Annotated in this window: 9 protein-coding genes; all 9 read left to right on the top strand. The window is 41.4% G+C overall.

Annotated features, from left to right (window positions below; translation table 11 throughout):
• Positions 1–23: 23 nt before the first annotated feature.
• The 9 genes from OIM59_RS18275 (at position 24) to OIM59_RS18235 (ending at position 13,561) form a co-directional block, all read left to right on the top strand.
• Positions 24–3,137, top strand: a complete 3,114-nt coding sequence (locus tag OIM59_RS18275; protein ID WP_303898061.1) for a glycoside hydrolase family 2 TIM barrel-domain containing protein — start codon at positions 24–26, stop codon at positions 3,135–3,137.
• 161 nt (positions 3,138–3,298) lie between these two features.
• Positions 3,299–3,871, top strand: a complete 573-nt coding sequence (locus OIM59_RS18270; protein WP_303898060.1) for a hypothetical protein — start codon at positions 3,299–3,301, stop codon at positions 3,869–3,871.
• 779 nt (positions 3,872–4,650) lie between these two features.
• A complete protein-coding gene (locus OIM59_RS18265) occupies positions 4,651–6,513 on the top strand; it encodes a tetratricopeptide repeat protein (RefSeq protein ID WP_303898058.1) in 1,863 nt (620 codons plus the stop codon).
• A 4-nt stretch (positions 6,514–6,517) separates the two neighbouring features.
• Positions 6,518–7,279: a LytTR family DNA-binding domain-containing protein gene (locus tag OIM59_RS18260; protein ID WP_303898057.1), complete on the top strand. Its 762-nt coding sequence runs from the start codon at positions 6,518–6,520 to the stop codon at positions 7,277–7,279.
• Between the two features lie 317 nt (positions 7,280–7,596).
• The gene (locus tag OIM59_RS18255; protein WP_303898056.1) at positions 7,597–9,801 is read left to right on the top strand and encodes a caspase family protein; all 2,205 of its coding nucleotides are present in this window, start codon (positions 7,597–7,599) and stop codon (positions 9,799–9,801) included.
• Between the two features lie 26 nt (positions 9,802–9,827).
• Complete coding sequence (locus OIM59_RS18250) at positions 9,828–10,526, top strand: hypothetical protein (protein ID WP_303898055.1); 699 nt, start codon at positions 9,828–9,830, stop codon at positions 10,524–10,526.
• Positions 10,527–10,535: 9 nt separating this feature from the next.
• Entirely contained in the window at positions 10,536–11,573 is a 1,038-nt protein-coding gene (locus OIM59_RS18245) for a hypothetical protein (protein ID WP_303898054.1), read from the top strand.
• Complete coding sequence (locus OIM59_RS18240; RefSeq protein WP_303898053.1) at positions 11,563–12,039, top strand: hypothetical protein; 477 nt, start codon at positions 11,563–11,565, stop codon at positions 12,037–12,039. The genes OIM59_RS18245 and OIM59_RS18240 overlap by 11 nt, the downstream gene beginning before the upstream one ends.
• Before the next feature lie 13 nt (positions 12,040–12,052).
• Complete coding sequence (locus OIM59_RS18235; protein WP_303898051.1) at positions 12,053–13,561, top strand: hypothetical protein; 1,509 nt, start codon at positions 12,053–12,055, stop codon at positions 13,559–13,561.
• Positions 13,562–13,739: the final 178 nt, after the last annotated feature.

Below are 13,739 nucleotides of genomic sequence, written 5' to 3'. Positions count from 1 at the left end.
CATTTTAAATATAATAATTATCCATGAAAAAACAACTCGTGTTAGGAATCTTAGGTGCTTGTGTGCTCTCGGCCAGCGCACAGACGTTCAAAGAATGGCAGGACCCCGAAGTCAATGCCATCAACCGGGCACCGATGCACGCAAACTTCTTTGCGTATGAAAATGCAGAAATGGCCGCCAAGGCAGTCAAGGAAGACTCCAAGAACTTCATGAGCCTGAACGGCACCTGGAAGTTCTTCTGGGTACGGAACGCCGATGCCCGCCCCACGGACTTCTGGAAGGTTGGCTTCAACGACAAAGGCTGGGACAACCTGCAGGTGCCAGGCGTATGGGAAACGCAGGGATATGGCGATCCTATTTATGTGAATACCGGATACCCCTGGCGAGGCCGTTTTGAGAACAATCCTCCCCACGTGCCGACCGAACAAAATCATGTAGGCTCTTACCGTCGGGAGATTATGGTGCCGGCCGACTGGAGCGGCAAAGACATCATCGCCCACTTCGGGGCTGTCAGCTCCAACATGTACCTGTGGGTGAACGGCAAGTTTGCGGGCTACAGCGAAGACAGCAAGCTGGAAGCCGAATTCAACCTGACCCCGTACCTGAAACCGGGACAGAAGAACCTGATTGCCTTCCAGGTGTTCCGCTGGTGTGACGGTACATATCTGGAAGACCAGGACTTCTTCCGCTATACCGGCGTGGCACGCGACTGCTACCTCTATACCCGCAACAAGAAACGCATCGATGACATCCGCGTCACTCCCGACCTGGACAGCGAATACAAGAACGGCTCACTGGCCATCACCCTGAACCTGAAAGGAAACGGCAATGTCAGCCTGGAACTGCTGGATGCAAAGAACCAGACCGTGGCTTCTACCGAGGTGAAAGGTTCCGGCAAGGTAGCCGCCACCCTGCAAGTGGAAAACCCGCAGAAATGGAGTGCGGAAACACCTTACCTGTACACCTTGCGTGCAACCCTGAAAGACGGCAGCAAGACCAGTGAGGTGGTACCGGTGAAAGTCGGTTTCCGTAAAATTGAACTCAAGAACGCACAGATTCTGGTCAACGGCCAGCCGGTACTCTTCAAAGGAGCCGACCGCCACGAAATGGACCCCGACGGCGGATACGTGGTTTCACGGGCCCGTATGATTCAGGATATCCAGATTATGAAGCAGCTCAACATCAACGCGGTGAGAACCTGCCACTATCCGGACGACAATTTCTGGTATGACCTCTGCGACAAATACGGTATTTATGTCGTAGCCGAAGCCAACATCGAATCCCACGGAATGGGTTACGGCGAAGAGACACTGGCCAAAGAACCCAGCTACAAGAAAGCCCATCTGGAGCGCAACCAGCGTAACGTGCAGCGTGGCTTCAACCATCCGAGCATCATCTTCTGGTCACTGGGTAACGAAGCCGGCTACGGTCCGAACTTCGAAGCCGCTTACGACTGGGTCAAGGCTGAAGACCCGAGCCGTGCCGTACAGTACGAACAGGCCCGCATCGACGGAAAGACGGATATCTACTGTCCGATGTATGCCGACTACAAGTGGTGCGAAGAATACAGCAAGAACGACAAATACCAGAAACCGCTGATTCAGTGTGAATATGCACATGCCATGGGTAACTCCGAAGGCGGCTTCAAGGAATACTGGGATCTGGTCCGCAAGTATCCGAAATACCAGGGAGGATTCATCTGGGACTTCGTCGACCAGTCTATCCGCTGGACCGGCAAGAACGGTAAGATGATTTATGCCTATGCCGGCGACTTCAACCGTATGGACGATTCCGGCGACAAGAACTTCTGCGACAACGGCCTCATCAGCCCCGACCGCAAACCGAACCCGCACGCCTACGAAGTACAGTACTTCTACCAGAACATCTGGACTACGCCGGGCGACCTGTCAAAGGGAGAAATCAAGGTGTACAACGAGAATTTCTTCCGCGACCTGTCGGCCTACGCACTGGAATGGGAAGTGCTGAAAGATGGAAAAGCCATCCGTAGCGGACGTGTGGACAACCTGAACGTGGCTCCGCAGCAGACTGCTGCCGTGAAACTTGACTTGGGCAAGATCTGCCAGTGCGGCGAATGGCTGCTCAATGTGAAATACATCCAGAAGAACCGCGAAGGCTTGCTCCCGGCAGGCTCCGTGGTGGCCAAAGACCAGCTGGTACTCAATCCGTACAAAGCTCCGGCCATGGACCTGAAGAACGTAACAGCTACCAACCAGCAGGTGGTTGAACCGCAAATCAACCCGAACTATCCGGACTACATCGCCGTGGAAGGCGACGGATTCTACATGGAATTCAGCAAACGCAACGGATATCTGGACAAATATGATGTAAATGGAGTAAGCATGCTCAAAGAAGGGGAAGCCCTGACACCGAACTTCTGGCGTGCCCCAACCGACAACGACTTCGGTGCCGGCCTGCAAAACAAGTATGCGGCTTGGAAGAACCCGGGCATCAAGCTCACCGACTTCAACTACAAGGTAGAAAACGGACTGGCAGTGGTAAATTCCACTTACGACCTCACAGAGGTATCGGCCAAACTGTATCTCACCTACCAGATTAACAACGAAGGTGCCGTGAAGGTAACTCAGAAAATGGTGGCCGACAAGAACGCCAAGGTATCGCCGATGTTCCGCTTCGGTATGCAGATGGTCATGCCGAAATCCTTTGAAAAGATTTCCTACTATGGCCGCGGCCCGATAGAAAACTACATCGACCGTAACCACTGCACCGACCTGGGCATCTACAACCAGAACGTAAGCGACCAGTTCTATCCGTACATCCGTCCGCAGGAAACCGGTACCAAGACCGATATCCGCTGGTGGAGACAGTTGAACATGGCTGGCAACGGACTGATGTTCGTGGCTGAAGCACCGTTCTCCGCTTCTGCCCTCCACTACACCATCGCTTCTTTGGACGACGGCACGGAAAAGAAACAGAGCCACTCCTTCGAAGTAGAAGAAGCCGACCTGACCAACCTGCTGATTGACAAGGCACAGATGGGTCTGGGTTGTGTCAACAGCTGGGGTGCCCTGCCGGAAGCCCAATACATGCTGCCTTACGGAGACTATGAATTTACTTTCACCATGACTCCGGTGAAAGGCTACATTGCGTGTGAATAAGACGAACTGATTTTTCCTTATAAAAGAATCCTATTATCATTTCTGAATGGTGATAGGATTCTTTTTTTATGAACCTCTCAACAAATAAAAGTTAAAGTCGTACACAACGCATATATTTTGACAAAAAACTGTAATTTTGTGGATAACCTAAAAAATACGCCATGAAAAAACTTCTTGCAACCCTTTGTTTCCTTGTGGCCGTTGCCTATGGCAAAGCACAGGATACCGGTTCAGCCACTTATGAACCTGAATTTATAGGAGAAACTAACCTGTTGTGTATTTCCGGAACAGACACCCTCGCCCTCCCTCTGGAAAAGAAAAGCGGAAAAATCAAATCCAAGGCTGCCGCATCCCTGTATCTGACAGGCATAGGTTCCGTCAAGACCCGTATCCATGTAGAAGGAAAAACTTCCACCTGCATCGCCAAACCCGACTGTGAGTACAGACTCATCGTCAAAAGCTCCAACAATGACCAAGACCCGAATTCTTTCATCCAGCTGGTCAGATTTGAAATCAAGAAAAACGAAAGACGCTGCGAAATCGGACAGGTCAACACCTTCAGAGGAAGTTCCGCCGGTACAGAACAACTGGTGGACTACAAAGCCAAGCGCTATGGAGAAAGTTCCTATCTGCTGTCTTTCGAGCCGACTCCGGGAGAGTACGGTGTCTTCATGTCCAACCCGGATTCCAGAGATGAAAAAAGAATCATCGTCTATTGCTTCACTGTGGAATAAGCGGTTTTACTGAAATACATTCTTTTTTACGCCACAGGAGCTATGTCATTCCCCTGACATAACTCCTGTGGCGTTTTTTCATCTGCCTGCACGAAAAACCACAAATGTCCTAGAAATCATGTGAAAACCCCTCACCGGTTTCTACGTTCCCCAACCCGGAAACATACGTTTCCGCACCGGGAGCCGTATGTTTCCGGACTGGCAAACGTACGGTTCGGCCCTGCGAAACGTAAAAAGCCCCCCAAAAATCCTTACAAATTCCCCATACAATACACCAAACACCCCAAAATCAAGCTCTCCATAAATTAAGCTTAACGGAAGAATTTCCCTAATAAGCTATATTTCAGAATCTTAAAAGAATCCATTTCTAAATACAAACTAGAGAAAGGCCATCAGCTTCAGCTGTCCCACCTTTTTAATTATCCTACCCTAAACCTAATTAATCGCCATATATACTTATTTTTTCACCATGTAAGCTCAAAACATACAGGAAACGACCTTCTGCCATTGTTAAGGATTCTGTAATATTTTATATTTGCAGATGAAAACAGCAGCATAAAAAGCCATTCCAAGGCTAGGCCGTTTGATTTGAAAGATATTGATATATGAAGAATTTTGTGAACTCTTTTTGCAACAACCGTCTATTCATTTTATGTAGTTTATTATTATGCACACTGGTCTCATGTGCACCTGAACAAAAGGCAAATCAGACACAACACCATACCATAGATACTTTTCTTATCCATCGTTATGACTCCCTTTATACTTATCCAGGACTCATGAGACAGCGCTTTCGTACGGCTCAGGCAAGACTGACGGACAGCGCATCGTATTACAAGCTGGAATTATTCTCAGGCTATTGCCTTTTTTTGCAAGGACAGACAGACAGCGCATTATGGATGAACCAGCGAGTGGAAAATTACTGCCTGACACACCCCCAACATAAAGAGCTAGAAGCCCAATGCTGGAACCACCGCTTCGCCATACTTCAGGCACTGGCACAACGAGACTCAGCCATCGCCTGCCTTCACCATGCATATCATGCCCTGATGCAAACAGATAACCGCTCGGAATTAGAAAACATCTGTATCAACCTGGCAGACCAATACCGCCAGAAAGGTGAACTGGCCAATGCTTCCCGCTATTATAGACGTGCTTTATGGTTGGCCGATTCTCTGAATTCAGAACGCATCCGGTTCAGCATCTACACTGGACTGGCACAAGTGTATGCCGATCTTCATAACTTTCGCCAAGCCCATCACTATTTCGACATGGCAGAACGTAATCCGGAACCTCGACTGAATTATGAAAACTATATCTACTTCAACGCCAAAGGAAACTGCTATTACTTTGAAGAGAAATATCCTGAAGCCTTGAATTGCTTCCAACAAGCCTATAAAGTGTGCCGCAAGTTTAACCAACCGTCGTATGATGCCCTCATCGAAGCCAATATCGGCGAAGTGTACACATTGATGAACCGTAACGATTCAGCCCACTTTTATCTAGACAAATCATACACTTACTTTACAAATGATTCGACTACCAGTGAAGAAGTTATGTTTTACCTTCATAGCCTGCAAGCAGCATTAGCCTTGAATGAAAACCAACTGGACCGCGTAAACTATTATTTATCCCAGCCATACGACTCCTTAAAAATAGGACCGCTCTACATGTATTTGCACAACAAGCGTTTCATGGAATATTACGCCCGAAAAGGTGATTTCACCAATGCTTACCGCTATCGCGTAGCCATGAATGAATATGATGACTCCATACGCAATCTACGTCATATCAATAACATTACAGAAATCGACTACCGTTACCGCCAAGATACCACTCTATTAAAACGAGACGTAATGATAGCCCACAACCGCGAACAGCTTTCCGCCCAACACAACACACTCATACTTGTGTTGTCATTATTGGTCATCTCCATCTTAGGTGCAGCACTTATTATTGTACACATTAACCGTAAAAATGAGCGCAAATATGACCAACAGTTGGCACTCGTTTCCCATTTACGTATGGAAAACGTAAAAAACCGCATATCCCCACACTACGTATTCAATGTGCTTAACACTATCATGCCCATGTTCAAACAATATCCCGACTTGTCGCATTTACTGCAACTTTTCATCCAAGTATTACGGGGCAATTTAATTGTATCCGACCAAATTGCTGTATCATTGGAAGATGAAATAAACCTCGTAAAGAACTATGCTACCTTACGCCAGGAAACCACCCCCAATACTCCTCCCACCCAATGGGAAATCAATCCTGACGTACCCATGCAAATGCTTATCCCTTCCATGAGCATACAAATACCGGTAGAAAATGCCCTCAAATATGCTTTCGGCAGTGAACCTCCAGCCGATGCCTACCTTCAAGTGCGGATTGACACAACAAGAGACGGAATACGAGTTCATATCTACGACAATGGTTGTGGATACGACCCCGGGCATGGCGATCATTCAGAACGAGGTACAGGCAATGGATTAAAAATGCTATTCCGTACCATAGAACTACTCAATGGGAAAAACACGGAACCCATCAAATTCAATATTGAAAACCTTTCCGCGCAAGGAAAAAGAGGAACGCTAGTCAGCCTTTACGTTCCATTCAACTATCAATTCAAACTTTAAACAAATGACTACAAACATTACTACTATTGTCATTGACGATGAACCAAATTCCATCCGTCATCTGGTAGACGACTTGACCGCCTATCCAGAAATAACCATCTTGGACACCCAAACATCTTCACAAAAAGCAAAAAAAAGCATTATACAATACCAACCCGATTTGCTTTTCCTCGATATCGAACTTTCCATGACGAACGGAATCGATCTATTGCAGGAAATAAAACCTTATATACACCATAACATGCACGTCGTATTCTATACTGCATTTGACAAATATATGATTGATGCCCTCCGTGCCTCTGCCTTTGATTACCTGTTAAAACCCTACCAAACAGAGGAACTGCACCAGATTATAGAACGCGTGAAACTTGAAAAAAGCAATGACCCGGTTAATTTTGAACAAGCCATACACCAACTTCTTAGCAAAGACCACAAGTTCGCCGTACAAACTGTCAACAATCTTTTGCTGCTTCGTGACTCTGAAATACTATATTTTCAGTATTCCAATGAAACCCGATGCTGGAACATGACATTAACCAACATGAAGCAACACCGCTTACGCCTCAGCACCAAAGCCCGCGATATCTTAAACTTACATTCATCTTTTATTCGTATCAACACCGACTGTATCCTTAACATTGATTATCTGTCTTCTATTGAAAACAGTACATTACGATGTAATTTGTACGCTCCTTTCAATAATTTGGAACTGACAGCCAGCCGACGTCATTACAGCAAAATTAAAGAAGCCCTGAAACTGTTGTAAAAAAACTACCACCTAAACAGTATTCTCAACCGATTGAATCTCAAAAAAGTACATTCAATCGGTTTCTTTATTTTTCACTATTTCACATTTATTTTCTGTTTTCTACTTTTGCGAGACGAAGCCTGAGATTAAAAGCCTATTTTCTTTTTACCATGAATAAAGCCTTTATCTCCCCTTTGCGGAAATGAGTATCCTGAGAGTTCCACGATATAAACAAATAAGAACCCTAATGGAAAAATTAAATATGCGCTAATTCAATTCTTCCAACAAGCTAAATATATTAAATAATGAAATGTAAAGGTAAGAAAAAAACTAGCATGATTCCAACGATATGTTGCGCTTCTATGCTTATGTGTGGAATGACTGTATATGGACAGAAATCTTCTTCCATAAATCCAATAAAAACATCAGTCCTTCCTAATGTAGGTTGGCGGGATATCCAGTCAGACAAAGAAACCTCCTTTGATATGAATAATCCTAGCTGGCCCAAAGTCACTGCCAATCTGAACCAAAAAGATTTAATTTCCGTTTTACCAAAAAGCTACTGTGTGATTTCTGGTTTTGGAAGAAAACCCAATCGAGGAATGATGACATTCCTACTTGAAGTAAAACTGCAAAAAGGAAATGATATAGCATTCGATGCAGAACAGAACATCGTATTGGAAATTGAAGGAAAAACCTATAAAGCCCTACCATCAAAAGCTTTAACCTTAACAAAAGGTAGAGTTCTGAAAGGAGAAATAAACATTCCACTCAGAAAATCATTAAAAAAGAACCGCACAGCTACTCTTTATGTCACAATAGGGAATGACAAACATCGTTTCGAATTAGGTGGACGTGCCTACGGAGATACCCAAGAATTAGCATTGGTTCCCTATAATCCTTTATGGATGGATGTCAAGAGAAAAGAAGAACCCCAAAAAGAAATAGAAACTGTTGAAAAAGCTGTCAAGAAAGCAGAAGATGTAACAAATGAAATCAAAGGAGACCTAAAAGAGCTTTTAGCAACCATGATTTCAGAATTACGTGCACAGAAGAAATTAACAGAAAACACACAAGTAGATGTCAATGCAGAAGTAATGCCTGAAGTAAAGAAAGATGGACAGGTAGAGTATAATATGAAGGTTCGTTATGATGTGCAGGTCCTCTCTGAACATTTAAAGAAACTGAGAATCGATGAAGGCACAGAAGACTGGCCATCAGGGAAATATCGGCTGAAGGATTCCCAAGCAGCCCTTCAAACAGCAGGTATTATTAAGAGTACAATTGAATCCAAACTGGAACAATATATCGCACCTGGAACAGAAGTAACAGTAAAGATTATTGGAAGTACAGACGCTAGCCCATTCCGTAACGCAGTTGCCTATGACGGGACATTTGGAGAGATTAAAGATGCTGAGTATTTTGTAAACGGTTCATTCGGCTATGTATCAGTCAATACCAAAGACGGTATCAGCAGCAATGAACAATTAGCCTATCTACGTACACTAGATATCAAGAATTTTATGCAAAAACATATTGGTGCATTTCGTGTAGCAAATGTACATTATGAGCATTTCGCAGAAGTAGCAGACAAAGTAGGAGCTGAATATCGCCGTGTAGCTGTAGAAGTAACCATCCATAATGCATTCCAAAAAGACTATCCGGAAATCGCATCATATAAAGAAAATGTATATGAACGAACATCAGAGGTAGATACAAACATTCCTGAAACAACAGCTAAATCAAACGCAGTAGCTGTAGTAATCGGTAATACCGATTATCAGGTAGCAACAGGAAAGCAAGGAAGCACGAAAGTTGGTCCTGTAAAATATGCAGTGAATGACGCGACTACCATGCGAGATTATTTGGTTAAAACCCTCGGATTAGACGAGAAAAATATTCTATTTAAAACAAATGCTGATAAAAAAGATTTTGATGATATTTTCGGAACAGACAATCAAGAAGGTGAATTGGCTAAATTAGTTGCATCCACAGGAAGTAAAGAAGTATATTTCTATTATTCCGGACATGGATATCCTTTCATGGGAGAACCCTATTTATTGGGAGTTCGTTCCAATCCGAAAAGTTGTAAAGAACAAGCCACCTCATTACAAAGCATCTACCGTATATTGAGTGCACTACCAGTAGATAAAGTAAATGTCATTACAGATGCTTGTTTCTCTGGACAAGAAATCTCCATGGAAGCATCTGCCACAGAATTCGTACGCCGTCCCAAACCTGATAAATTGGCTAAATTTGTGATACTTTCAGCGTCAGGTGAAGACCAATATGCCAATTGGTACAAGGAAAAGAAACACGGTTTGTTCTCTTACGTCTTATTCAAAGCAATGCAAGATAAAGCAAAATCAGACTTAAATGGTGATGGAGTGCTTTCTTTCGATGAGCTATATAAATATTTATCTGATAATCAAAGTTCTGGCGTACCTTATCTGGTAAAAGAGCTGGAAGGTAATCAGGTTCGTCAAGATCCTGTCATTCAGGTCAGTGCACGTAAAAATGATGTATTTGTAAAATATTAAGTTCAATAAAAATAAGTTTGAAAACAATGAAGAAAATATATATAAAAATCGTATGTATATTGTGTATGATATGGGCTTTTTCTTTGAATGCCAATGCACAATGGCGTTTTGGAATTGAAGGAGGAGGAGGGGTACACACTGCCTATCATTACGACTATAATGGATTTAACACAGGCAAGGACAATACGGGACGCACCATGTATCAGGCTAATTTTGTGGCCGACTATTTATTACCTCGCCATTGGACTCCCAATTGGCTTACTCTTTCATTACGAACTGGAATAGGTTTTATGCAGATTGAAGACAATAGTAAGTTTAACCCCAATAACTATACATTTATAAGCGATGAAAACCGTACAGAAGCTTGGGAAAGAGGTGTGGATTTGCTTTTTGAAATAGAGGCAAAATACCTAATTTCAAATAAAGCCCGTATCTACCTCAATGGTGGCGTAACACCTATCTTTGCTTTCAATGGAACAGATGAGCATTATGACAATAATCTCTATACAGAATTTATTTATAAAACGGGAAATATCGGATACCAGTTTGGCATAGGCTTTGAAATCGGGAACTTCCGCATAGGATATAAGAATTTTAATATGACAAAAACCATCACGGAAGGAGAAAGGGGAAACAGGTTGAAATCAGCCCACTGCCTTTCGATTGGATTTTGGTTCAATGGAAATCGTTTCTTGAAAAAACAGTCTAGTTTAAATGCCTTCTAACCAATATATATGCGGCAACTAACTAATAAAATAATACTTTGGGTAGCGTGTGTAACAGTGTGGAGCAGTTACACACAAGCCCAAGTATTTCAAGGTACTCCTCCATCCGACTGGGTAGTAGTAGAAGGCACCACTTCTATTAAAGTTCCCGACGGAGAAGATTTCAAGCAATCAGATTTAATCAATATGGCCCAACAGGAAGCCATTGAGAAAAAATTCGGTACCTCTATCACATACGGAAACTTTATGAAAAGTTATGAAGGCGAGTTAGATAATTATGAACATTATCTGGATTTAACCTCCCAGTTTCCACAAGGTATCTGGAAGGCAAATCTGGCAGAACCCAGTTTAACTTCCCATGAAACAGAAATTCTTCGAATGAATCGTTGGGGACGTTTAAAAAAGAAAGTTTCCGCAACGGAATGGACCTGCCGAGTTAAAGGATATGCGCAACCTCTTAATCAGATACTACCTCAATTTGAGTTTCAGATACTGAATGGACATAAACAAATCATTGCAGAACAAAAAATTCAAGACTCTGAAACTCATCTGACGGTGGGGAATGATTCGGTCTTCCATCAAGGAGATATATTCATTACCCGCTTTCGGAGTACAAAATCTGGGCACCTTGTCTTATTTATGGATAATGGAGAGAATGCTTTTCGAATGTTGCCTTATGCTGCTTTTGACAAAGACGACGACGTAAAAATTGAGGCAAACCAATGGCATTCATTTTTTGATCTTTCAGCCGTTCCCGATAAAGACCGACAAACAGTTGACGAATTGGAACTGATGACCGACCAAGAATACGATGCCATACGTATTTATTACCTTTTCTCGGAAACTCCTTTTACAAAGGATTTCTTTTTCAGCATGGTAACAGACACAGGAAATGAAATTCCCAAAGGATATAGCCAACTTCCATCAATAACTTCTGCTCAGTTCGCAAAATGGCTTCAACAAAATAAAGTAAGAAAAACAGATTTGCAAATAAGCGTAGTTGATTTAATAATAGATAATTTAAACAAACCTGAATATGAAAAATAAATTGATCTATTTAGCGTTTATGTTTCTAATATCGCTACACTATGCCTTTGCTACAGATGATAACAATAATGCATTTGTTTGTACACAAAGTGCAACCGCACCAAACGCAGCGATAGCCAGAAAAAAAGCCCTACTACATGCCCGCAATTTTTTGGCAACAATGGTTAACGGAAAAGTTAAAAATGTTTCGGAAAGCTATATAAGCAATAACTCACTCACAGGAGAAAGTATTGATGAATTCATAACCGAAACTAAAACTACAGCATCTGTCTTACTAAGTAACGTAGAAGTGTCGAACGAATCAGTTATTAAAGAAAAGAAAAACAAATATACTGTATATGTGACATTGAAACTTGACAAAAATAAAGTACTTAATTCTTTATGTAAGAATATCCTGGAAAACAAATCACTCAGCAAGAATTTTGACGAGAAAAAGTTTACTGAAGAATGGAATAAAAACGAATAAAAAATAACTTAATATGAAACAATCAATTTTTAAAATAGCTTTTACTGTATTATCTGTAATATTATTTTATGGATGTTCAACTGAACCATACGACTGGAGTCAGGAAAAACCGACTGAAATCGAAATGATAGAAGTTAGCTTTCCCTCTATAAAAAATGAATCAATACAAGTTGGAAGTTATATTAAAACAATAGGAAAAGAACTTGAAAAAATAGAATTTATTCTACAAAAATACAATGGAACAGAATGGGTAGAAATTGAAAAGAAACAAGGTATAAAAAGTGATAAAGAAGAAGACTATTATGTATGTGATTTTAACAACTTAACAGGCTTCACTAATTACATAGTATTAGTAAATGTTTATTCTAGTTTTTCTACAAAACCCATATATTCAAATGAATTTAATATAAAAACAGCACTTGACGAATATCTTTTATCAACTGGAGACGCATTAGATATTACTGACAAAACCGTAACCTTAGTGACAGAATTTAGCTCTGAAAAGATTAAGCCGGGAAGAGAAGAAATAGGAATTGTATATAGTAAAAATGAAAATGAAGTCAAGAACAATAAAAGTACGTTTATACCTTATACTAACAATAATGACTATCTCTATCTTACAAGTTTATCAGGGCTAACACCAGCCACAACTTATTACTATTGTTCTTGTATGATAATAGATGGTCAAAGAATTTTTTCCGACAACATAAGAAGTTTTACTCTTAATGAAATAGAAATAACACAAGGAGAAGTCATTGATTTAGGCCTTGATGTAAAATGGGCCAGCTGTAATCTAGAAAGTAGTACGCCTGAGAGAGAGGGGAGATATTATGGATGGGGAAATCCTCTAGATAATTCAAATTCTAAGAAAGCATTTAAAGTCATTAGCGGAACTGGATATGATGCAGCCTTTTATTCATTAGGGAACGGATATCGTATTCCTACAGAAGATGAATGGAATAAACTTCTCCAAGAATGCACATGGGAATGGATTATCTACAAAGGAATAAATGGCTACAAAGTAACAGGTAAAAATGGCAATTCTATTTTCCTTCCAGCTATTGGTTATGATGGGAGTACTAATGGTTATTATTATGTAGGTACCCAACATAGTTATGCATATAGCTATACAGCTCAACGTATAACTCTTTCAGAAACCAAACACATTTTTGAGAATAACATGTCACAGGCTATGTTTTCTATACGTCCAGTAAAAGATGAAAGAGTTTATTGTGAAACTAGTCGAGAAGTTCAAAATATCACAACTAATTCAGCACATGTTACAGGGCTTATTAAATCATCTGTAGACATAACTGAACGCGGAATTTGGTATGGAGAAAAGGAATATCCACATCCAGAAGAAGGTATGATGCAAAAAATGGAGGGAGAAGAAGAAACAATTGCTGTCACCCTATCCGGTTTATCTTCTCAAACAGTGTATTATTATGCCACTTACGCAAAGGTTGGAGAATTTACTTATTTTAGTAATGTAGCAAAATTTAGAACAGAACAGGAGAAATAAAATATCTATGAAAAATATTTCTAAAAAATATTGTGAATATGCATGGAAAAAAGTACAAATAAAGAAATCTATCTCGATATTACGATAAAGAATATATACACATCTGAAAAGGAATCAACACAACATAGTATGATGTAGCCCACCTTAGATAGGAAGGAAACTAGAAATCTCAACAGAC

Source organism: Bacteroides mediterraneensis, assembly GCF_025993685.1.
Classification (GTDB): domain Bacteria; phylum Bacteroidota; class Bacteroidia; order Bacteroidales; family Bacteroidaceae; genus Phocaeicola; species Phocaeicola mediterraneensis_A.
Note: the sequence above shows the minus strand (reverse complement) of the source record. Positions and strands in the feature narration are given on the sequence as shown.

What these genes read in the sequence shown, in the direction of transcription:
- OIM59_RS18275 (WP_303898061.1), top strand. Translation starts at nt 24, where the DNA reads ATGAAAAAACAACTCGTGTTAGGAATCTTAGGTGCTTGTGTGCTCTCG.
- OIM59_RS18270 (WP_303898060.1), top strand. Translation starts at nt 3,299, where the DNA reads ATGAAAAAACTTCTTGCAACCCTTTGTTTCCTTGTGGCCGTTGCCTAT.
- OIM59_RS18265 (WP_303898058.1), top strand. Translation starts at nt 4,651, where the DNA reads ATGAGACAGCGCTTTCGTACGGCTCAGGCAAGACTGACGGACAGCGCA.
- OIM59_RS18260 (WP_303898057.1), top strand. Translation starts at nt 6,518, where the DNA reads ATGACTACAAACATTACTACTATTGTCATTGACGATGAACCAAATTCC.
- OIM59_RS18255 (WP_303898056.1), top strand. Translation starts at nt 7,597, where the DNA reads ATGATTCCAACGATATGTTGCGCTTCTATGCTTATGTGTGGAATGACT.
- OIM59_RS18250 (WP_303898055.1), top strand. Translation starts at nt 9,828, where the DNA reads ATGAAGAAAATATATATAAAAATCGTATGTATATTGTGTATGATATGG.
- OIM59_RS18245 (WP_303898054.1), top strand. Translation starts at nt 10,536, where the DNA reads ATGCGGCAACTAACTAATAAAATAATACTTTGGGTAGCGTGTGTAACA.
- OIM59_RS18240 (WP_303898053.1), top strand. Translation starts at nt 11,563, where the DNA reads ATGAAAAATAAATTGATCTATTTAGCGTTTATGTTTCTAATATCGCTA.
- OIM59_RS18235 (WP_303898051.1), top strand. Translation starts at nt 12,053, where the DNA reads ATGAAACAATCAATTTTTAAAATAGCTTTTACTGTATTATCTGTAATA.